This window comes from Acinetobacter sp. PC34, from assembly GCF_051789135.1.
In the GTDB taxonomy this organism is placed as follows: Bacteria; Pseudomonadota; Gammaproteobacteria; order Pseudomonadales; family Moraxellaceae; genus Acinetobacter; species Acinetobacter johnsonii.
This window is the reverse complement of the sequence record NZ_CP196664.1, coordinates 3,328,903-3,349,780: the sequence shown is the minus strand read 5'-3', so window position 1 is coordinate 3,349,780 and position 20,878 is coordinate 3,328,903. Positions and strand designations below refer to the sequence as shown.

16 protein-coding genes, 2 tRNA genes and 3 rRNA genes are annotated in these 20,878 nt (G+C 43.3%); 12 read left to right on the top strand and 9 right to left on the bottom strand.

Annotated elements, in window-relative coordinates:
* Nucleotides 1-16: 16 nt before the first annotated feature.
* From atpD to ACSC9N_RS16275, 3 genes are all read left to right on the top strand, one after another.
* On the top strand, nucleotides 17-1,411 hold the full coding sequence (gene atpD, locus ACSC9N_RS16285; protein ID WP_004684425.1) for a F0F1 ATP synthase subunit beta: 1,395 nt from the start codon (nucleotides 17-19) through the stop codon (nucleotides 1,409-1,411).
* A 26-nt stretch (nucleotides 1,412-1,437) separates the two neighbouring features.
* Nucleotides 1,438-1,857 (top strand): F0F1 ATP synthase subunit epsilon, encoded by a 420-nt coding sequence (locus tag ACSC9N_RS16280; protein WP_010325652.1) that lies wholly within the window; start codon nucleotides 1,438-1,440, stop codon nucleotides 1,855-1,857.
* A 355-nt stretch (nucleotides 1,858-2,212) separates the two neighbouring features.
* Nucleotides 2,213-2,533 carry a hypothetical protein gene (locus ACSC9N_RS16275; RefSeq protein WP_010325653.1) on the top strand — a complete coding sequence of 107 codons (321 nt, stop codon included), beginning with the start codon at nucleotides 2,213-2,215 and terminating at the stop codon, nucleotides 2,531-2,533.
* A gap of 31 nt (nucleotides 2,534-2,564) precedes the next feature.
* Here the strand turns inward: ACSC9N_RS16275 and ACSC9N_RS16270 are convergent, their stop codons facing one another.
* The 6 genes from ACSC9N_RS16270 to ACSC9N_RS16245 form a co-directional block, all read right to left on the bottom strand.
* Nucleotides 2,565-3,500, bottom strand: a complete 936-nt coding sequence (locus ACSC9N_RS16270; RefSeq protein WP_010325654.1) for a hypothetical protein — start codon at nucleotides 3,498-3,500, stop codon at nucleotides 2,565-2,567.
* A gap of 81 nt (nucleotides 3,501-3,581) precedes the next feature.
* The gene (locus ACSC9N_RS16265) at nucleotides 3,582-4,025 is read right to left on the bottom strand and encodes an AAA family ATPase (RefSeq protein WP_010325655.1); all 444 of its coding nucleotides are present in this window, start codon (nucleotides 4,023-4,025) and stop codon (nucleotides 3,582-3,584) included.
* Nucleotides 4,026-4,115: 90 nt separating this feature from the next.
* Nucleotides 4,116-4,706, bottom strand: coding sequence for a hypothetical protein (locus ACSC9N_RS16260; RefSeq protein WP_010325656.1), 591 nt, complete (start codon nucleotides 4,704-4,706; stop codon nucleotides 4,116-4,118).
* Between the two features lie 134 nt (nucleotides 4,707-4,840).
* On the bottom strand, nucleotides 4,841-5,215 hold the full coding sequence (locus ACSC9N_RS16255; RefSeq protein WP_029574920.1) for an RcnB family protein: 375 nt from the start codon (nucleotides 5,213-5,215) through the stop codon (nucleotides 4,841-4,843).
* 197 nt (nucleotides 5,216-5,412) lie between these two features.
* Nucleotides 5,413-5,958 (bottom strand): glutathione peroxidase, encoded by a 546-nt coding sequence (locus tag ACSC9N_RS16250; RefSeq protein ID WP_004984048.1) that lies wholly within the window; start codon nucleotides 5,956-5,958, stop codon nucleotides 5,413-5,415.
* Nucleotides 5,959-6,081: 123 nt separating this feature from the next.
* Nucleotides 6,082-6,636, bottom strand: a complete 555-nt coding sequence (locus ACSC9N_RS16245) for a hypothetical protein (RefSeq protein WP_010325658.1) — start codon at nucleotides 6,634-6,636, stop codon at nucleotides 6,082-6,084.
* Between the two features lie 335 nt (nucleotides 6,637-6,971).
* Between ACSC9N_RS16245 and ACSC9N_RS16240 the strand changes: the two genes are divergently transcribed.
* Nucleotides 6,972-7,892, top strand: coding sequence for a DMT family transporter (locus ACSC9N_RS16240; protein WP_010325659.1), 921 nt, complete (start codon nucleotides 6,972-6,974; stop codon nucleotides 7,890-7,892).
* A 399-nt stretch (nucleotides 7,893-8,291) separates the two neighbouring features.
* Here the strand turns inward: ACSC9N_RS16240 and ACSC9N_RS16235 are convergent, their stop codons facing one another.
* From ACSC9N_RS16235 to ACSC9N_RS16225, 3 genes are read right to left on the bottom strand one after another with little or no spacing between them, the layout of a single operon-like run.
* Nucleotides 8,292-8,861, bottom strand: a complete 570-nt coding sequence (locus ACSC9N_RS16235; protein WP_010325660.1) for an L-threonylcarbamoyladenylate synthase — start codon at nucleotides 8,859-8,861, stop codon at nucleotides 8,292-8,294.
* A 45-nt stretch (nucleotides 8,862-8,906) separates the two neighbouring features.
* Nucleotides 8,907-10,040, bottom strand: a complete 1,134-nt coding sequence (gene dprA, locus ACSC9N_RS16230) for a DNA-processing protein DprA (protein WP_130234894.1) — start codon at nucleotides 10,038-10,040, stop codon at nucleotides 8,907-8,909.
* 22 nt (nucleotides 10,041-10,062) lie between these two features.
* Nucleotides 10,063-11,217, bottom strand: a complete 1,155-nt coding sequence (locus tag ACSC9N_RS16225) for a LysM peptidoglycan-binding domain-containing protein (RefSeq protein WP_010325662.1) — start codon at nucleotides 11,215-11,217, stop codon at nucleotides 10,063-10,065.
* A gap of 120 nt (nucleotides 11,218-11,337) precedes the next feature.
* Between ACSC9N_RS16225 and def the strand changes: the two genes are divergently transcribed.
* From def to rrf, 8 genes are all read left to right on the top strand, one after another.
* A complete protein-coding gene (gene def / locus ACSC9N_RS16220) occupies nucleotides 11,338-11,871 on the top strand; it encodes a peptide deformylase (protein WP_004684452.1) in 534 nt (177 codons plus the stop codon).
* 90 nt (nucleotides 11,872-11,961) lie between these two features.
* Nucleotides 11,962-12,399 carry a DUF2946 family protein gene (locus tag ACSC9N_RS16215; protein WP_010325663.1) on the top strand — a complete coding sequence of 146 codons (438 nt, stop codon included), beginning with the start codon at nucleotides 11,962-11,964 and terminating at the stop codon, nucleotides 12,397-12,399.
* Between the two features lie 71 nt (nucleotides 12,400-12,470).
* A complete protein-coding gene (locus ACSC9N_RS16210) occupies nucleotides 12,471-14,498 on the top strand; it encodes a TonB-dependent copper receptor (RefSeq protein WP_010325664.1) in 2,028 nt (675 codons plus the stop codon).
* Nucleotides 14,499-15,208: 710 nt separating this feature from the next.
* A 16S ribosomal RNA gene (locus ACSC9N_RS16205) occupies nucleotides 15,209-16,746 on the top strand.
* Between the two features lie 61 nt (nucleotides 16,747-16,807).
* Nucleotides 16,808-16,884: transfer RNA gene (locus tag ACSC9N_RS16200), tRNA-Ile, on the top strand.
* 67 nt (nucleotides 16,885-16,951) lie between these two features.
* Nucleotides 16,952-17,027, top strand: a tRNA-Ala gene (locus ACSC9N_RS16195).
* Nucleotides 17,028-17,447: 420 nt separating this feature from the next.
* Nucleotides 17,448-20,341: ribosomal RNA gene (locus ACSC9N_RS16190) — 23S ribosomal RNA — on the top strand.
* Nucleotides 20,342-20,579: 238 nt separating this feature from the next.
* Nucleotides 20,580-20,694 (top strand): 5S ribosomal RNA (gene rrf / locus ACSC9N_RS16185).
* Together the 16S, 23S and 5S rRNA genes with 2 tRNA genes alongside form the textbook arrangement of a ribosomal RNA operon.
* The last annotated feature ends 184 nt before the right edge of the window (nucleotides 20,695-20,878 follow it).

The window sequence follows — 20,878 nt, the reverse complement described above, 5'->3', positions numbered from 1 at the left end:
AATTGAGGAGACAGCAATGAGTAGCGGTCGTATCATTCAGATCATCGGCGCGGTTATCGACGTCGAGTTTGAACGTAACAGCGTTCCTAAGATCTATGACGCTCTCCACGTTGATGGCACTGAAACTACATTAGAAGTTCAGCAACAACTTGGTGATGGCGTAGTTCGTACTATTGCAATGGGTTCTACTGAAGGCCTTAAGCGTGGTTTGAACGTAACGAATACTAACGCTCCAATCTCTGTACCAGTGGGTACAGCGACTTTGGGTCGTATCATGGACGTTCTTGGTCGCCCAATCGACGAAGCTGGTCCAGTTGCGACTGAAGCGCGTTTGCCGATTCACCGTCAAGCACCTTCTTATGCTGAACAAGCAGCTTCTACTGACCTTTTAGAAACTGGTATTAAAGTCATCGACTTACTATGCCCGTTCGCTAAAGGTGGTAAAGTTGGTCTGTTCGGTGGTGCCGGTGTTGGTAAAACTGTAAACATGATGGAGTTGATCAACAACATCGCTAAAGCGCACTCAGGTTTATCTGTGTTCGCTGGTGTTGGTGAGCGTACTCGTGAAGGTAACGACTTCTATCACGAGATGAAAGACTCAAACGTTCTAGACAAAGTAGCAATGGTCTACGGTCAGATGAACGAGCCACCGGGGAACCGTTTACGCGTAGCGTTGACTGGTTTGACTATGGCTGAGTACTTCCGTGACGAGAAAGACGAAAACGGCAAAGGCCGTGACGTACTATTGTTCGTAGACAACATCTACCGTTATACACTAGCAGGTACTGAAGTATCAGCACTTCTAGGTCGTATGCCATCTGCAGTAGGTTACCAACCGACACTTGCAGAAGAGATGGGTGTTCTTCAAGAACGTATTACATCGACTAAGTCTGGTTCGATTACGTCAATCCAAGCGGTATACGTACCTGCCGATGACTTAACAGATCCATCGCCTGCAACTACGTTTGCTCACTTAGACGCAACTGTAGTATTGAGCCGTGACATCGCATCTTCTGGTATTTACCCAGCGATCGATCCACTTGACTCAACTTCACGTCAGTTAGATCCACTAGTAGTGGGTGCTGAGCATTACGAGATTGCTCGTTCAGTTCAAAACGTTCTTCAACGTTATAAAGAATTGAAAGACATCATCGCGATTCTTGGTATGGACGAACTTGCAGAAGAAGATAAGTTGACTGTTTACCGTGCGCGTAAAATTCAACGTTTCTTCTCTCAACCGTTCCACGTAGCTGAAGTGTTTACTGGTGCTCCTGGTAAACTTGTACCGCTTAAAGAAACGATTCGTGGCTTTAAAGGTCTTTTAGCTGGTGAATATGACCACATTCCAGAACAAGCGTTCTATATGGTTGGTGGTATTGACGAAGTAATTGCTAAAGCTGAGAAACTTTAATTAGTTACCTAATTTAGGAGATTCTCATGTCGACTATGCAGTGTGATGTTGTAAGTGTTCAAGAGTCTTTGTACTCTGGCACTGTAACGATGCTAATTGCTAAAGGTGCTGGTGGTGAATTAGGTATTATGCCTGGTCACACGCCACTAGTAACTTTACTCAAGCCGGGTACAATCCGTGTTCTGCTTGAAAACGGTACAGAAGAGTTAATCTATGTATCTGGTGGTGTTTTAGAAGTTCAACCGCATGTTGTTACGGTTCTTGCAGATACTGCAGTCCGTGCAGAAAACTTAGATGAAGCAGCAATTCTTGAAGCGCGTAAACACGCTGAACAATTGCTTGCAAATCAAAAGAGCGACTTGGACTCGGCTGCTGCTTTGGCTGCTCTTGCAGAAACTGCTGCTCAGTTGGAAACCATCCGCAAAATCAAAAACCGCGCTCAATAAGAGACGGTTTGAGATTAAAAAGCCACCGAAAGGTGGCTTTTTTTATGTCTGTTGATAAAAATGCGTCAATTGCTTATTTCATAATGAGTTTGTTGGTTTCTTAGTTCTCATTGTTCAAATGGACTGGATTGGTCTGCTGCATACGAGCAATCTTTGTTTTGCATGATAGTGCTTCGTCTTTTAACTGTACGCTTGCTTGTAGAATATTTTGAATACACAATTTTTAAAACTCATCTGAATCAATGCTCCTATGCTTGATATATTTCGTTAAGCAAGGATATAGCTATCTAAAGTTGCATATCTTTTATTCAACAGAAGTTATATTTTGAAAGCTTCTCTGTAAGCGAAGATGAAGATGAACCTGATAGCGCATGAATCCCACTTTTGGGAACTTTATCAAGATTTTGAGCATTATTATCTGAGTATCGCAGTCGATATGAGTTCAGTGGTGTCGTGTTGGGACTTGGTACTGACTTCAGAAGAAATATTACAATATGAACATCGAGGTCGCGTGAGTATTCAGGAGCTGACCAAAGCCATGATTGACGCAGCTTATAAGGGTGATTTTTCAATGATGGAAGCACGTTTAGCCAAGCCATATGAGCGTCACGCCATGCAAAAGGCTTTTAAAGAATGGTTAGCACAGAGCAAAACTCAGGAACAGTCTTCTTTTTGATGAGCTATGAGCTTAAGGCATTGTTTTAAAATTATTTTAAAAAGCTCTGACGCAATTGGCTGAACATCATGCGGCTAACGCTATTGTGTTGAGTCTCAATCAACTTTTTGATTTGCTCAACTTGAGGTTCATCTTCAGGAATCACAATCTCTGGATCGATTTCGATATCCGAATTGGACATGGTATTGGACGGTTGTACCCGCAAATTTGAAGATGGGTGTTCGGCATGCCAAAGCTGTGTTTCGAGTGACATGATGTACTTATATTCATCGGTATTGGGGTTAAACCGCTTATATAGTCTCAGGTCTTGCATTGCATCTTGACGGCTTCGGTCAGGCATATCTGTTTCGACTGCCAACCATTCAGAGAGAACCGGACGAATTTCATGTTGCATCAGTTGGTAATAAAGCCAATCGCTGAGCAGGCTATGATCGATGTCAGACAGATATGGGCTGTTGTGTTGCAGCAATTGTTGTAAGTGTTCGAGAACCAAAACTTCTTGCTTTTGTAAGGCATAGCGCGCTTCAGCATCAAATTGTTGGTATTCTTCGGCTGGAATTTCAGTGAAATGTTGTTGTTCAACGAAGGCATCTACAATATGCGTTTGGAATAAGGTATTCCATTGCTCTAGCGTATGAATTTCGAGCTGTTGTAGCTCTTTAAACGCTTTGCTTTGATAGCGGCTGAGCTGCAGGCGCTGAATATTTTGCTGGTTGAACTCAATTTTTTGTTTGATGTATTCAGCATAAGCACCTTGTTGTTTGGGGCTGACAGGGCTTACAACATCGACCAAAAGTAACTGCTGCTGTTGTTTGTATTTGAGCCAGTCCTGAATACGTTGAACTTCTTTATGCTCTTTAGAAAAAAACTGTGTTAAGTGTGGCGTGGTTTTTTCAGGCATTAAAAAGTGCATCCCGCCAAAGACGATGATTGCTAAACAGGCGATCACAAGAATGACTTTTTTCATTATAAAAATGTTTTTCTGTGTTTCTTATTTGTACATGGTAGCCTAAAAATGAGAAATAGTTAATGTTTTTTCATTAAAGCTTCAAATCTGTATGGGTAAAATTGAAAATTCACCTTGCCCAAGAATACGAACTTTATACAGTGCATCAAAGCCTTCAGCATAGTGTGGTGGTTCAAATTTTTGAGCGGTGGCTCTGATCCCGACTTCGGGAATGCAGGCTTTGCCTTCACGTAAGTGGTTGCGTTCCAGTGCACCTTTAAGCTCAGTCTCAAAGAAATAGCCAACAATTTCAAAGCCTGCGGCCTGAGCATTGGCAATATAACGCGCCCGATCGGCTAGCGTAGGGTTGGTATTATCAATCACCATTTTGGTTTTTGAGGCCAGTCCTGCTTCAAAAATGATTTTTTCACGATGCCGTGTTTTCAGCATATCGAGGTTGATGCGCAAATGGCTATGTGCCAAATTCAACAGATAATAGCTCGATTTTCCCGAAGCTTGGATGCCCATAAAAATAATCAGCTGCATGTGTGAAATCGTGCCTCAATCAAAGTAGGAAAAAACGGTTGTAGTCATTTTCTCCTACTCTATTGCTGAAAGCACCACTATTTAAATGTTTTAAGATTGGTTTGTGTTTGAGCTATCATTCTCAGCTTGCTGAGGAATCATCATTGAAGCCAATTTCAACATTTCAGATTGAATAGTGCCCATTTGCTGTTGCATCTTTTTAAAGTCGACTTGGCTAAAATCCACCTGTCCATTTAAAAAAGGTGAAGCTAAGACTTGTTGGTTGGCAGACAGTAATTTTTCACGGATATCATTGATTTCTTGGGTTTTAAGATTCAGACTATTCAAGGCATTATTGAAACCTGTGAGCTGTTGTTGTAACGCTGTCGCGGCGTGTTGCAACTGTTGCTGATCGTGCTGTTCAATTGCGGACTGCAAGTCACTTTGGGTTTCTTGCAGCTGAGTGACATATTCGCCTGCTTTTAATTGCATATCTGCAACATCACGCACGATATAGAGCATGTTGCCACTTTTCAGTTCAGCTTTTTCAGGGCTTTGTGTATTCGCTGATTGGTGTTGCTCAGATGACTCAGTCTGGATGTCTTGCTGATTCGGCTCTGTTGCTTGCTCACAGCCAATAAGTAGGATGCCTGAACTAAACAGTGCAAAAGGAAGAACTAAGTTTTGTAAAAGCTTTTTCATCATCAAATCAATATTGGGCTATGTGTTTTTTAATATAAGGGCAAAATGTGTAGATAATATGCTGGGTTTCAAAGTCATAACAAAACTTTTTAAAACAAAAAAAGAGTGCCTGAGCACTCTTCATTTACAGCAGTTTAACCAGCAATGATTTTAATGATGGAATGGTTGCGAATGTCTGTCAGTACATAGTCGCCATTCACTTTAATCCACTGTTGGTTTTTACCCGGTTTGCTGAGTTTTTTGTATTTTTGGTGATCTACTTTATAGGCATTGCTATGGTAAACGCTTGGGAGTTTTTGACCTGCTTTCCAGTCTTGAGATGGACGCTTGGCTTTCTTTACAGTGGCTTGAGTTGGCTGTTGATGGCCATTCGATGTGTGCTGTTGCGCATGTCCGTATGACTGAGCTGCGTGATGTTGCTGATGTTGTTCTTGTGGTGCTGCTAGTGCAGGCAGGGCAATCCATGCGGTTGAGATAGATAAAATAGCTGCTTTTATAAAGGTATTCATGAGCTTCACTTTTGGTTGTCTTGAGCGAATAGATGCATCATAGAGTGAAGTATTTGATTGATCGTGAATGAAGTGTTGTAAAATCATCAAAATAACGAAGGAATCATGAAGATCGAACCGATTCGAGTGCCATTATTCATTTAAAAAATAAAATATAAGCAGCCGTTAAATCTGACTGCTTATAAACAGCTTCCGGCTTATTTGGCCAATTCAGCATTGATAGCATCGACAATACGCGGATCATTGGCCGTAATGTCTGGTGCAAAACGCGCAACCACTTCGCCATTTTTATTGATTAAGAATTTCTCAAAGTTCCACAGCACTTCAGGTGGTTCGTTCGGTGTTAAACCATAGTCCACCAAGTCTTTCCACCAAGGGCCTTCACCAATGCGTTCAGGCACCGCTTGGGTGAGCGTTTCATATAACGGATGCTTATCATCCCCAGCAACCGAGATTTTTGAAAAAAGCGGGAAATCCACTTGATAGTTTAAAGAGCAGAATTCTTGAATTTCAGCGTCTGAACCCGGTTCTTGTGCCAAGAAATTGTTGGCAGGAAAACCTAGAATCTCTAAACCCTGTGATTTTTTGTCTTGATAGAGTTTTTCTAAACCTTCGTACTGCGGTGTGAGGCCACATTTAGATGCCACATTCACCACCAAGAGAACTTTACCTTGGTATTGGTTTAAGTTGATGTCTTCACCCTGAATGGATTTGACTGGAATATTATAAATCGAAGTGCTCATTTGCGTGTCCTTATACGATGTGCATTTTATTGTGTTGGAAGCGTTCGACAAAGTCACGCCCATTTGCGGATTGATCGCAACAAAAAAGCAAGCCAAGGCTTGCTTTAAAGGGTAGGGAGGTCATTAAGACGCTGGAGCCGCTTTGACTTTCGCTTCCAAAGCCGTTACGTCAGCAATGATCGATTTCTGCAATTCAGTGGCTTTGTTTTGTAGTTCGGTGATTTTCGCACTATCTGGCGTTGTTTTTGTACTTTCTTTGGTGAGCTCTACACCCAGATCATTGGCGTCCTGCATTTTTTCACGTAAAGCATCTACTTCAGCACTTTTTAAGGTTAAGGCATCTAATTCATCATTAAATTGCTTTACATAGGTTTCTGTTTTTTCAACCATGGCTTTAATTTGAGTGGGATCCTTTTTCTCTAAGGTTGCACTCACTTCTTTTTGAAACGTGGCGGCTTCTTGAGCTTTGGCATTCGATAGCGTTTGTACGGCTAACAAATCGGCTTGAATATCGGCAATATTGTTATTGCTGTGATTAGCAACGATAGTTGTTGCTTCGGTTGAGGTCGCTTCAGATGCAGACGTTGTTTGTTCAACGGCTGGCTCAGTTCCTTTTTTTTCGCACGCAGCCAAAGTAAGTGTGGCCATACAAACTGTGGTTAAAAGTAACTTTTTCATAACGACATCCTTCTATCGGGAAATATGTTTTTGTAGGCCAGAGTTTAAGAGCAATGACCAATCAATTAAAAAATACGTTCGCTAGAACAGCATCAATACGATGCAGAGATCGTTGACATTGTTCTATGGTGTTTTTGTAGAGTGAAGCTGCTGAAATACATCAATTTATTGAAATGTATAGTTTTATATTGTCTTAATATTATGTTTTTTATGAAGTTTATATTTTAAGATAAATGTATCAATTATGTGTGATACCCAAATGATATTCGAATACATCATAAAAATGTTTTACCATTCATTTAAATTTTGCAAACAAAAGCTAAACGGGAAAAAGAATGAGTACCACACCACAACGTATGTATTGGGCTTTGAGTCTGCCTATCATTGCCGTACTCATTTGGTCGATCAATATTGTCGTTACGCGTTATGTAGCTGATTTCATTTCGCCAGTCAGTATTAGTTTTTATCGGTGGTTCTTTGCCTTCATTCTGTTAACGCCTTTTGTCGTGCGACCATTATGTCGGCAGTGGGCATTGATCCGAGCGCATTTGGGGCAGTTGGCAGTGCTAAGTGCATTTGGCCTAGTGTTGTATCAGGGCTTAGCCTACACCGCAGCGCACTATACGACCGCGACCAATATGGGACTGATTAATGCCTTTATTCCGATCTTTACCATTTTTGTTTCACTGCTGATCTTAAAAGATATTCCAAATCGTTTTGCGATGATCGGGAGTATTTTATCTTTTGCAGGTTTGGTTTATATCATTGGGCAGGGCAATCTTGCAGGCTTAGTTCAATCGGGTGGGCATTTGGGTGATGTCCTGATGGTGGTTGCGGTATTCTTCTATGCCTTTTACGGGGTGTTTTTAAAAAAGTGGCAATTGCAAATTCCCTTGATGTTGAGCCTCTATGTACAGATCTTTTTTGCACTGCTTTACCATTTACCTTTCATTGTCTATTTCGGTCTCGATTCAATCAATAGTCAAAATGCGGCAAGTGTCATGTATGCCAGCATTTTCCCTTCCTTAGTTGCACCTTTACTGTGGATGTTGGCCATTACCCATTTAGGGCCGAATCGAACCAGTATTTTTATGAACTTGATGCCGGTCTTTACCGCAGTGATTGCCTATGTCTGGTTGAAAGAGGCGTGGACGATTTATCATACGGTCGGTGGAGTGGTCATTATCTGTGGTATTTTACTTGCACAGCGTAAAACAGCATTAAAAACGCCACCTTTAGCAAACTCGATGGATTGATATTGATTAAAAAATGGCCATTTAAATTCTTTTTTTAATAGAATAATTCATTAATAAGTTAATTTATTAATGCTATTTTAGATGATGAATGTATTTAATGTATGCAAAAGCTGATTAAAAATAGGTAGATAATTTGAATTACAATTTAATTATCTCCATTAATCAGCGTTTTAACGCTGTTTTTAATATAAAAAATCTATTTGTTTAGAAATGCAATTTGCTACATAATACGCGCACTGCAAACTTAGGCCAATGTCAAAACGGGTATTAAGTGTTTGCTCATCAGTTTTCAGACCCTCTGGATGTGATTACACATCCTTTTTTATGCTCAGCCATCCCTATATGGCTGAGCTTTTTTTTATCTATTTTTCAGTAAAAATCCTGAGAAAGAGCATGCTTTTAAGCACGAACCACGGCTCCAGTTTCGGCATCGAGTATGCGACTCGGTTCTTGGCTCAAGCCTAGGTCACCATTCAGATAATTCACTTGTTGCGCAAAGTAGTGATTGGCATCTTGTAGTGAACGAGCAGGTGGCAATCCAGCGGGGTTGGCACTGGTTGAGACAATAAAGCCTTGAAAGGCATTGCAAAGCGCCACACAAATCGGATGTGTGGTTACCCGTACAGCAACTTTAGGGTGATTGCCTTTAATCCATGTTGGAATATGTTCATTTGCAGGTAACAACCACGTGGTTGCGCGTTCTGATGGACTGCGATCGCTCCAGCTGTCGATCACTTGTTGACGGATGTGGGGATCTAAATGTTCTAAAAGCGGTTCAACTTGAGCAATTTGCCCAGCCAGTAATATTACCCCTTTTTCAATCGGGCGCTGCTTAATCTGTAAAATATCTAGAAAGGCCTGTTCGTTATACGGATCACAGCCTAAACCCCATACTGCTTCTGTTGGATATGCTAAAACTTGACCTTGTTTTAAACATTGCGCCGCTTCAGTCACAGAGGTGGTAATCATTACAATTTGTACCTTTTATTGATTCATAAAGGGTTATTGTGAACCTTATTGGCTGGAACGGCAACGCAGATAATTGCCAGCCTGTTGTTGTGCGAGTCCTAAAATCTCCAGTTCCATTAACTGGCTAGTGAGTGTGGCAATATCGATGTTAAGTTTGAAATTAAGTTGATCCATATTTTGTCCAACCCAATCCAGTTGATTATAAAGTTCGAGTAAATCAGATGGGATCTCAATACTAGCACTTGGGGTGGTTTCTTGTGACTGGGATTGGCTATGCCATTGAGTGGGGAGTGCCAAGTCTTCAATGATTTGCTCAGGATGATCGACCAAAATCGCCCCTTCTCGGATCAGTTGATGACAACCTTGATGGTGTTCGCTGTAAATATGACCGGGAATCGCAAAAATCGTCTTGCCTTGTTCAGCAGCAGATTTGGCTGTGCCAAGAGAGCCACTTTTGAGTGCGGCTTCTGCAACCACAACTCCTAAACTCAATGCACTGACGATGCGGTTTCGCCGTGGGAAATTACGTTTTAAAGGCGGGGTTTGAGGTAAAAACTCAGTAATAATACAGCCATTATTTTCTAATATTTGCGTACGCAGTGTTTGATGTTGGGAAGGATAGGTGAGATCTAAGCCCGTGCCCATCACCGCAATGGTACGTTGATGTTTTAATCCGCCCTGATGTGCTGCAGCATCAATGCCTTCAGCTAAACCACTGCAAATATAAAAGCCTTTCTCGGCGAGATAATAAGCAAAGTCATAAGCCACTTGCTTGCCGTGCGGACTGGGTTTTCGACTGCCGACGATAGCAACTTGAGGCTGGAGTAGACTTTGTGGATTGCCCTGACCAAATAAAATCGGTGGTCGGTCAGCATAGGGCAGCAGCTGCGAGGGATAATGACTTTCAGTATCAAGCAAAATAAAATCACAACTGGCTTGGACGTCCTGCAGTAAAGTTTGTAATTTGATTTGTCCAGCAGGTGTTTGAATTTCTACGACACGTTGTAGATGACTTTTGTGTAAGCCGAGATTTGGCCAGATCTGATGATTGGAGGCAGCAACAGCTTTTGTGCTTGTGCCAAAATGCTGCTGTAGTTTTTGAAAGCTCGATAAAGAATGCTGAACCAAATACCACAGGGTGATTGTTGCAATCTGTTCATGTGATAAAGAGTTCAGCATATATACACCTTAAGGCAACGGATTATTCATCCACGACAGAGGGAGAAAGTTTCGCGCCCAAGTTCATTGGTAGTTCGCTGTCGAGCACATAAGCATAGCTGACACGATCAAAGGTTTTAAAGACCATGATGTTGCCGATACGCTCCGTTGGAAGGGTCAGTTTTTCATTGGTTTTCGGATCACGAATTTCTTGACCCTTTTGACTAACCGAGAATACATAACCCGATTGAACGCCATCCACTGTGCCACGGTCAATGGTTACAACTGAATGCTTCGCAGCTAGACCAATCGAACCTTGAACACGAATCACTTGTCCACCATCAGTCACATCTTGTGCATGTGTTGGGTAAAACAAGGTTGGAAGCATGGCGTCGTATTCAGGCAGTACGCGATAACCACGACGTACTTCAGAATTATACGAGTCTGTGATTTCTAAGGTGGACATATCATTTTCACCACGAATGGCAATGGCTGAGCCAACCTGAGTCAATTCTAGACCTAGATTTTGTTTTTTACCCTCTGCATCCGTCACAATGTACGGTTCGCCTTCACGGTAAATCGCGTAGCGTTGACCGACTTCAATGCCTTGGCCACGTGCATAAACGGTTTGACCTTTACCTGCAATCACACGCTGATCGGCAGCACCAATGATATACGGTGTACCTTCCAAAGATTCCTCTGAAAGAATAGTGCTGTGTTCAAGCCAGTTTTTAATGTATTCCAGTGGAATGACAGGAATAGCATTGTTTAAAGACTCAACCCGTGCTTGAGGTTGAAGTTTAGTGCCGCCTGTATAACGACGAATAATCCCTTCACAGCCATCGCCTTCATCTTTACCAATAATTGGACGACCTTCATAGGTACACATCAATAAACGATCACCCGGGAAAATCCAATGCGGATTTTTGACGTGTCTATTGCTAGCCCAAATTTCAGGCCAACGCACAGGATTGTTTAGGAAACGTTTAGAAATATCCCACAGGGTATCGCCTTTTTTCACCACATAAACATTCGGTGCATTGGCTTTTAAAGCAGGAGGATTGTAATTTCGTGTAGGTGCAGCTTGAGCTGTTGAAGTGACGCCAGCGCCAACACTTACGCAAACCGCAAGTGCTAACATGTGTTGCTTAAACCCCAAGGCACTAAAAGATGGCATGCCCATAAAAACCTTTTTCATTATCATAATTCCTAAAATTATGTATGTAGTTGCGTTATAATAACGATATTACACACATTTTTTTGATCAAGCATTCCCTTCATTTGGTTTTTTGATCAATGGCATAATTGAGGACGCAGTATGGCCTTATTACCTATTTTAAGTTTTCCTGATCCCCGTCTTCGTACCATTGCAGAACCCGTCGAAGAAGTTACTGATGAAATTCGTCAGCTGGCTGCAGATATGTTTGAAACCATGTATGAAGCGCCAGGCATTGGACTTGCCGCGACACAAGTTGATCGTCATATTCAGTTGATTGTCATGGACTTATCTGAACATAAAGATCAACCTTTGGTATTCATTAACCCCAAAGTTACCCCATTGACTGAAGAAACGCAGCCCTATGAAGAAGGCTGCCTATCAGTTCCCCAAATATACGACAAAGTTGAGCGCCCGTCACGCGTAAAGATCGAAGCAATTAACCTTGAAGGTCAAGCATTTGAGATCGAAGCTGACGAACTTCTCGCTGTTTGCATTCAACATGAAATGGATCACTTAAATGGCAAATTGTTCGTCGACTATTTGTCACCACTGAAGCGTCAACGCGCACGTGAAAAAGTGGAAAAATTGACCCGGCAGCGCCAAAAAGACAAAGTGGCTGTGAAACGCGGTTAATTTTTTTTGCTTAAAAATCATCTTTAAAGTGAGCCCAATTTCGATTGGGCTTTGTTATACTGGCCGCGTTCTCAATTCGGATGGAATGGATTGTTTTTTAGAGCTGCGTTGCTACTGTCTTGTGTAGCCGTGTTTTTACAGATTGCTGTTTTTTTACAGCCTTTACTACCGACGCAATATCAAATTGCGCCGGTCTGTGAAACCATTTCGCGTGCGCTTTTACTCAAACCAGTTGAACATCTCAGTTCTCATGCTGAAAAGCATTCCACACATCAGCATGAAATGCAGGCTCAGCATGAACTCAGTTCACAACCTGCTGAACACAATCATCATGATGCAAGTCATCAATGCCAATACTGTACGGTGTATGGCAATCTCGTGTTGCCGCCTGATTTAGAGTTAAAAGCGGTACTTGACCGTATTCAAGTCCGTTTAATTGCATTCCAAAAAGCCTTTGCGCATGTTTGGTTTGCACTGCAACAACTCTTCTTACTGCCTCAAGGGCGAGCACCGCCACTGTTTGTATAAACCTAGACATATATTTTCGGGTCTTAACGGACTCTAGCCTAGTTGTATTTATAGATTCAGTGAGAATAAAAATGGCTCAGCCTACATTCTTTTTACAGCCTCTTGCGGCTGCGATTTCTCTTGCTTGTTTTTCAAGTGTAGTATTTGCCGCTGAAGCAGACAGTGCGCACATTTTAGCACCTATCGTGGTGACGGCTCAGCAGGGCAATGATGCCCATGGTCTGATTGTACATGCCGACCCTAAACAACCCACTCAGCCGATTCCTGCGGTTGATGGTGCAGCCTACCTACAAAGTATTGTGGGTTTTAACCAAATCAAAAATGGCGGGGCGAATGGTGACGTCACCTTCCGTGGTATGTTTGGCTCACGTATTAAAATTCTCACCGATGGTACGGAAAATTTAGGCGCATGCCCAGGTCGTATGGATAATCCAGCTTCTTATGTCTCCCCTGAAAGCTACGACAAAATCACAGTCGTAAAAGGGCCACAAACCGTTCAGTATGCGCATACTGGCTCAGCCGCAACCGTTATCTTTGAACGTGAGCCTGAGCAGCTCACTTCGGCGAAACCTTATCGTGGGCAAGCCAGTGCCATGCTTGGTTCTTACGGTCGTTTGGATCAGAATGTTGAAGCCGCTGTTGGTGATGAAACGAAATATGCACGTTTAAATGCCAACCGTTCGATTGCAGATAGTTATCAAGATGGAGCTGGCAATACGGTTCCGTCCGATTGGGAAAAGTGGAATGCAGATCTTGCGCTGGGCTGGACTCCAAATGAGGACACATGGATAGAGCTGAAAGGTGGGAAGAGTGATGGTGAGGCAGTCTATGCTGGACGTAGCATGGATGGCTCTAAGTTTGCTCGTGAAAGTCTAGGTTTACATGTTGAAAAGAAAAACATTGGCGAGGTGATCAAGAAAGTCGAAGCGCAGGTGGACTATAGCTATAACGATCATGTCATGGATAATTTTAGTTTGCGAAAATTTAATCCCGCAGATGGTATGTCAATGCCGATGGCTTCAAATGTTGCTCGTAGGACTTTAAATGCACGGGTTGCTATGACGCAGGACTGGGGAAAATTGCAACTTATTTCAGGTATTGATAGTCAAAAAAATGAGCACACTAAACGTAGTGGTAGCTTAATGTCTCCTTATCAAAATAAAGCTCGTGTCGGAGATATGGATTTTGAGTCTTATGGGGCTTTCGGTGAGCTGAGTTATGCATTCAATGATCAGCATAAACTGGTGACAGGTGCACGCCTCGATCAAGCGAAGATCGATAACTTAGCCACTGATACAGAGCGTAAAGAAACCCTGCCAAGTGGTTTTATTCGAATTGAAAGTGAACTTGCGGAACATGTTAAAACTTACGCAGGTTTGGGTTATGTGGAGCGTGTGCCTGATTATTGGGAATTGTTTAGTACCAAATACCATCAAAGTACAGGTACGACCTTTGCCGATTTAGAGAATGAAAAAACCGCGCAGTTTGATGCAGGTTATCAATATGAACAGGGTGCATTTAAATCATGGGCTTCAGTTTATGCAGGCTTAATTCAAGACTATATATTAGTTAAATATGTACCCGTGATTTCTATGGGTAAAACGAAATATGAAGCTCGTAGCCGAAATGTCGATGCAACCATTGCCGGTGCTGAAGTAGGTGTGGCTTACCAGTTGACGGATCAAATTCAAGCGGATATCAGTGCCATGTATGCGTGGGGTGAAAATACAACGGATCACACCGCTTTACCGCAAATTGCACCATTAGAAGGGCGTTTCAATCTACGTTATGTGCAAGAGAAATATAATCTTGGTTTGTTATGGCGTGTGGTGGCAGCACAAGATCGTACCAGTTATCGAGAAGGCAATATCATTGGATACGATTTAGAAGACAGTAAAAGTTTTGGAACTTTGTCTTTAAATGGGACTTATAATATCCAAAAAGATTTAGACCTTTCAGTCGGAATAGATAATGTGCTGAATAAAAACTATGCCGAGCATTTGAATAAACTTGGAAGTTCAGGTTTTGATTATGCTGCAACCGAACAATTCAATAATATTGGACGTAATTATTGGGCGCGTATCAGTATGAAGTTCTAAACATGTTGAGATGATCGGAAACAGCCATTCTAGAAATAGAATGGCTGTTTTGGTTTTAAGGTAGAAATTGAGTGAGAAAACAGCATTGTGAGCGGATATTCACCATAAAAAGTAGAAAGAAAAAGCGATTTAAATAAAATATTTAAATATTACTTTGATATATTTCTATTTAAATTAATTAAAACAATATATTAAGTTTAATTTGTGCGAATGTGATGGGCGGTTTAAGGCGCTAGCTAGGAAGTAGATAAATTTATTAAAAAAGATTTTGCATAAATAACAGTAACTTATATTTTTATGAGTTTGAAAAATAAACATGCAGAAATATTTATTGAGAAAAGGTGTTGCAAGGGATTAGAAATACTGTAGAATGCACATCCATCGGCGGTGATGTTGATTAAAACTTGTTGAGAAACAAGGATTTAGCCCAAGCGGTAAAATCTGGAAGTCTTGAATAGGTTTAAAAATAATTAACAAAACCAGTTGACTTCTTCTTGAAAGAGAGTAGTATAGCCGACCTAGCTTGCTGATGACGAATCAGCAAGAAGATCATTAAGAGATTATGAAGAACAACTTGTGTGGATTTTTACTGATTGATCGATCGAAAATATTTCATTGATTGATGGTAAGAATTACTCGAAGTTTATTTGAGAAATATTTGTCAGAAAATTGATGAGCCAAGATTTGTAGCCATAAGCTACTAATGATTTTAACTGAAGAGTTTGATCATGGCTCAGATTGAACGCTGGCGGCAGGCTTAACACATGCAAGTCGAGCGGGGAAGGGTAGCTTGCTACCTGACCTAGCGGCGGACGGGTGAGTAATGCTTAGGAATCTGCCTATTAGTGGGGGACAACATTCCGAAAGGAATGCTAATACCGCATACGCCCTACGGGGGAAAGCAGGGGATCTTCGGACCTTGCGCTAATAGATGAGCCTAAGTCAGATTAGCTAGTTGGTGGGGTAAAGGCCTACCAAGGCGACGATCTGTAGCGGGTCTGAGAGGATGATCCGCCACACTGGGACTGAGACACGGCCCAGACTCCTACGGGAGGCAGCAGTGGGGAATATTGGACAATGGGCGAAAGCCTGATCCAGCCATGCCGCGTGTGTGAAGAAGGCCTTTTGGTTGTAAAGCACTTTAAGCGAGGAGGAGGCTACTTGGATTAATACTCTAGGATAGTGGACGTTACTCGCAGAATAAGCACCGGCTAACTCTGTGCCAGCAGCCGCGGTAATACAGAGGGTGCGAGCGTTAATCGGATTTACTGGGCGTAAAGCGTGCGTAGGCGGCTTTTTAAGTCGGATGTGAAATCCCTGAGCTTAACTTAGGAATTGCATTCGATACTGGGAAGCTAGAGTATGGGAGAGGATGGTAGAATTCCAGGTGTAGCGGTGAAATGCGTAGAGATCTGGAGGAATACCGATGGCGAAGGCAGCCATCTGGCCTAATACTGACGCTGAGGTACGAAAGCATGGGGAGCAAACAGGATTAGATACCCTGGTAGTCCATGCCGTAAACGATGTCTACTAGCCGTTGGGGCCTTTGAGGCTTTAGTGGCGCAGCTAACGCGATAAGTAGACCGCCTGGGGAGTACGGTCGCAAGACTAAAACTCAAATGAATTGACGGGGGCCCGCACAAGCGGTGGAGCATGTGGTTTAATTCGATGCAACGCGAAGAACCTTACCTGGTCTTGACATAGTAAGAACTTTCCAGAGATGGATTGGTGCCTTCGGGAACTTACATACAGGTGCTGCATGGCTGTCGTCAGCTCGTGTCGTGAGATGTTGGGTTAAGTCCCGCAACGAGCGCAACCCTTTTCCTTATTTGCCAGCGGGTTAAGCCGGGAACTTTAAGGATACTGCCAGTGACAAACTGGAGGAAGGCGGGGACGACGTCAAGTCATCATGGCCCTTACGACCAGGGCTACACACGTGCTACAATGGTCGGTACAAAGGGTTGCTACCTAGCGATAGGATGCTAATCTCAAAAAGCCGATCGTAGTCCGGATTGGAGTCTGCAACTCGACTCCATGAAGTCGGAATCGCTAGTAATCGCGGATCAGAATGCCGCGGTGAATACGTTCCCGGGCCTTGTACACACCGCCCGTCACACCATGGGAATTTGTTGCACCAGAAGTAGGTAGTCTAACCGCAAGGAGGACGCTTACCACGGTGTGGCCGATGACTGGGGTGAAGTCGTAACAAGGTAGCCGTAGGGGAACCTGCGGCTGGATCACCTCCTTAACGAAAGATTGACGATTGGTAAGAATCCACAACAAGTTGTTCTTCATGACGATGTATCTGAGGGTCTGTAGCTCAGTTGGTTAGAGCACACGCTTGATAAGCGTGGGGTCACAAGTTCAAGTCTTGTCAGACCCACCAAATCTGACTAACAAGCATTGTTAAATGCTGAATACAGAAAACAGAAACATTGACTTATTGATAAGCTGGGGACTTAGCTTAGTTGGTAGAGCGCCTGCTTTGCACGCAGGAGGTCAGGAGTTCGACTCTCCTAGTCTCCACCAAATTTCAAGAATAGAAAAACAATGTTTTTCCTTGAAATTTAAGCAAGAAGCTATGCTTCGCGCAGATAGGTTGGATTATAGAATTTAGTAAGTTGAAGCTTATTAACTTCTGTGATTTATCACAGTTTCCTGACCTGACGAAGGCTGGAAAAATCATTAACAGAATATATTTGAGTTGAAATAATTTGTTCATACTCGTTTTTAAGATTGACATTAACAGTGATTTATTACTGATTGATGAAGATTGAAGAAATGAGTTACTAGCGAAATTAACTGAATCAAGCGTTTTGGTATGTGAATTGAATTGAAGCTGTACAGTGTTTAAGTGCACAGAACAACAAACTGTAAGGAAGTGATGAGAAATCATCATAGACTGTCTTAATCCTACTTGTAGGGATTAACGACTGTTTGGGGTTGTATAGTCAAGTAATTAAGTGCATGTGGTGGATGCCTTGGCAGTCAGAGGCGATGAAAGACGTAATAGCCTGCGATAAGCTCCGGGGAGGCGGCAAATATCCTGTGATCCGGAGATTTCTGAATGGGGAAACCCACCTGTCATAAGGCAGGTATCGTATGATGAATACATAGTCATACGAGGCGAACGAGGGGAAGTGAAACATCTCAGTACCCTTAGGAAAAGAAATCAATTGAGATTCCCTCAGTAGCGGCGAGCGAACGGGGAAAAGCCCATTAAGTCATATAAGTTCTAGTGGAATGCTCTGGGAAGTGCAACCATAGTGGGTGATAGTCCTGTACACGAAAGGGCTTATATGATGATGTCGAGTAGGGCGGGGCACGTGAAACCTTGTCTGAATATGGGGGGACCATCCTCCAAGGCTAAATACTCCTGACTGACCGATAGTGAACCAGTACCGTGAGGGAAAGGCGAAAAGAACCCCTGTGAGGGGAGTGAAATAGATCCTGAAACCGCATGCATACAAGCAGTGGGAGCCGACTTGTTCGGTGACTGCGTACCTTTTGTATAATGGGTCAGCGACTTACATTCAGTAGCAAGGTTAACCGCATAGGGGAGCCGTAGAGAAATCGAGTCTTAATAGGGCGTTTAGTTGCTGGGTGTAGACCCGAAACCGGGTGATCTATCCATGAGCAGGTTGAAGGTTGGGTAACACTAACTGGAGGACCGAACCCACTGTCGTTGAAAAGCCAGGGGATGACTTGTGGATAGGGGTGAAAGGCTAATCAAACTCGGTGATAGCTGGTTCTCCCCGAAAGCTATTTAGGTAGCGCCTCGGACGAATACCATTGGGGGTAGAGCACTGTTTCGGCTAGGGGGTCATCCCGACTTACCAAACCGATGCAAACTCCGAATACCAATGAGTACTATCCGGGAGACAGACTGCGGGTGCTAACGTCCGTAGTCAAGAGGAAAACAATCCAGACCGCCAGCTAAGGCCCCAAAATTATAGTTAAGTGGGAAACGATGTGGGAAGGCATAGACAGCTAGGAGGTTGGCTTAGAAGCAGCCACCCTTTAAAGAAAGCGTAATAGCTCACTAGTCGAGTCGGCCTGCGCGGAAGATGTAACGGGGCTAAAACTATATGCCGAAGCTGCGGATTTGCAATTTATTGCAAGTGGTAGGGGAGCGTTCTGTAAGCCGATGAAGGTGTATTGAGAAGTATGCTGGAGGTATCAGAAGTGCGAATGCTGACGTGAGTAACGACAATGCGAGTGAAAAACTCGCACGCTGAAAGACCAAGGGTTCCAGTCCAACGTTAATCGGGGCTGGGTGAGTCGACCCCTAAGGCGAGGCCGAGAGGCGTAGTCGATGGGAAATTGGTTAATATTCCAATACTTCTATGTAATGCGATGAGAGGACGGAGAAGGTTAAGTCAGCCTGGCGTTGGTTGTCCAGGTGGAAGGTTGTAGGCATGTATCTTAGGCAAATCCGGGGTACTCTATGCTGAGAACTGATAGCAAGCTGTACTTGTACAGTGAAGTGGCTGATACCATGCTTCCAGGAAAAGTCTCTAAGCTTCAGTTACATAGGAATCGTACCCGAAACCGACACAGGTGGTCAGGTCGAGTAGACCAAAGCGCTTGAGAGAACTCTGCTGAAGGAACTAGGCAAAATGGTACCGTAACTTCGGGAGAAGGTACGCTGCCGACGGTGATAGGATTTACTCCTTGAGCTATTGGCAGCCACAGAAACCAGGCCCCTGCAACTGTTTATTAAAAACATAGCACTCTGCAAACACGAAAGTGGACGTATAGGGTGTGATGCCTGCCCGGTGCTGGAAGGTTAATTGATGGGGTTAGCGTAAGCGAAGCTCTTGATCGAAGCCCCAGTAAACGGCGGCCGTAACTATAACGGTCCTAAGGTAGCGAAATTCCTTGTCGGGTAAGTTCCGACCTGCACGAATGGCATAATGATGGGGGCGCTGTCTCCAGCAGAGACTCAGTGAAATCGAATTCGCCGTGAAGATGCGGTGTACCCGCGGCTAGACGGAAAGACCCCGTGAACCTTTACTGCAGCTTGACATTGAACTTTGATCTTACTTGTGTAGGATAGGTGGGAGGCTTTGAAACCGAGACGCTAGTTTCGGTGGAGCCAATCTTGAAATACCACCCTGGTAATATTGAGGTTCTAACTCTGTCCCGTTATCCGGGACGAGGACCATGTCTGGTGGGTAGTTTGACTGGGGCGGTCTCCTCCTAAAGAGTAACGGAGGAGTACGAAGGTGCGCTCAGCGTGGTCGGAAATCACGCGTAGAGTATAAAGGCAAAAGCGCGCTTAACTGCGAGACCCACAAGTCGAGCAGGTACGAAAGTAGGTCTTAGTGATCCGGTGGTTCTGTATGGAAGGGCCATCGCTCAACGGATAAAAGGTACTCTGGGGATAACAGGCTGATACCGCCCAAGAGTTCATATCGACGGCGGTGTTTGGCACCTCGATGTCGGCTCATCTCATCCTGGGGCTGAAGCAGGTCCCAAGGGTATGGCTGTTCGCCATTTAAAGAGGTACGCGAGCTGGGTTTAGAACGTCGTGAGACAGTTCGGTCCCTATCTACCGTGGGCGTTGGAAATTTGAGAGGATCTGCTCCTAGTACGAGAGGACCAGAGTGGACGAACCTCTGGTGTACCGGTTGTGACGCCAGTCGCATCGCCGGGTAGCTATGTTCGGAAGGGATAACCGCTGAAAGCATCTAAGCGGGAAGCCTACCTCAAGATAAGATTTCCCTAGGACTTTATGTCCTCTAAAGAGCCGTTGAAGACTACGACGTTGATAGGTTGGATGTGGAAGCATAGTGATATGTGAAGCTGACCAATACTAATTGCTCGTGAGGCTTGACTATACAACACCCAAACAGTTGGTGTTGTGGTTCAAATCACTGCAAACAACTTGATTTAGTTATAAAGCTAGATACATGAGCGAGGAATAAACAAACATTAATTATGTTTGTCCGAGCGCAAGACATAAAGCTATGCTTTATGTTAAAATCAACTCAAATATACCTGTTAATAACTCATTTGATGAAAGTTAGGCATACACAATGTGTAAATAAGACCCAACGAATAGTCATAAACAGTTGTGCTGGCGACAATAGCAAGAGTGAACCACCTGATCCCTTCCCGAACTCAGAAGTGAAACCTCTTAGCGCTGATGGTAGTGTGGAGTTATCCATGTGAGAGTAAGTCATCGCCAGCTCATTAATTCTAAATCCCCCTCCGCTAATCGCTGAGGGGGATTTTTTTATGTGTGAAATAATAAAAATGAACGAATCAATCGTCTAATTGAGGTTTAGGACAGGTTTCTACATACTGATTTACTTATTTATCGATCATGACATTTAATCTACCCAACATTTTTGTTTTAAAATTTTTAAAAAATT

Coding starts and splice junctions, on each gene's coding strand:
- atpD (WP_004684425.1), top strand. CDS start 17: ATGAGTAGCGGTCGTATCATTCAGATCATCGGCGCGGTTATCGACGTC.
- ACSC9N_RS16280 (WP_010325652.1), top strand. CDS start 1,438: ATGTCGACTATGCAGTGTGATGTTGTAAGTGTTCAAGAGTCTTTGTAC.
- ACSC9N_RS16275 (WP_010325653.1), top strand. CDS start 2,213: ATGAACCTGATAGCGCATGAATCCCACTTTTGGGAACTTTATCAAGAT.
- ACSC9N_RS16270 (WP_010325654.1), bottom strand. CDS start 3,500: ATGAAAAAAGTCATTCTTGTGATCGCCTGTTTAGCAATCATCGTCTTT.
- ACSC9N_RS16265 (WP_010325655.1), bottom strand. CDS start 4,025: ATGCAGCTGATTATTTTTATGGGCATCCAAGCTTCGGGAAAATCGAGC.
- ACSC9N_RS16260 (WP_010325656.1), bottom strand. CDS start 4,706: ATGAAAAAGCTTTTACAAAACTTAGTTCTTCCTTTTGCACTGTTTAGT.
- ACSC9N_RS16255 (WP_029574920.1), bottom strand. CDS start 5,215: ATGAATACCTTTATAAAAGCAGCTATTTTATCTATCTCAACCGCATGG.
- ACSC9N_RS16250 (WP_004984048.1), bottom strand. CDS start 5,958: ATGAGCACTTCGATTTATAATATTCCAGTCAAATCCATTCAGGGTGAA.
- ACSC9N_RS16245 (WP_010325658.1), bottom strand. CDS start 6,636: ATGAAAAAGTTACTTTTAACCACAGTTTGTATGGCCACACTTACTTTG.
- ACSC9N_RS16240 (WP_010325659.1), top strand. CDS start 6,972: ATGAGTACCACACCACAACGTATGTATTGGGCTTTGAGTCTGCCTATC.
- ACSC9N_RS16235 (WP_010325660.1), bottom strand. CDS start 8,861: ATGATTACCACCTCTGTGACTGAAGCGGCGCAATGTTTAAAACAAGGT.
- dprA (WP_130234894.1), bottom strand. CDS start 10,040: ATGCTGAACTCTTTATCACATGAACAGATTGCAACAATCACCCTGTGG.
- ACSC9N_RS16225 (WP_010325662.1), bottom strand. CDS start 11,217: ATGAAAAAGGTTTTTATGGGCATGCCATCTTTTAGTGCCTTGGGGTTT.
- def (WP_004684452.1), top strand. CDS start 11,338: ATGGCCTTATTACCTATTTTAAGTTTTCCTGATCCCCGTCTTCGTACC.
- ACSC9N_RS16210 (WP_010325664.1), top strand. CDS start 12,471: ATGGCTCAGCCTACATTCTTTTTACAGCCTCTTGCGGCTGCGATTTCT.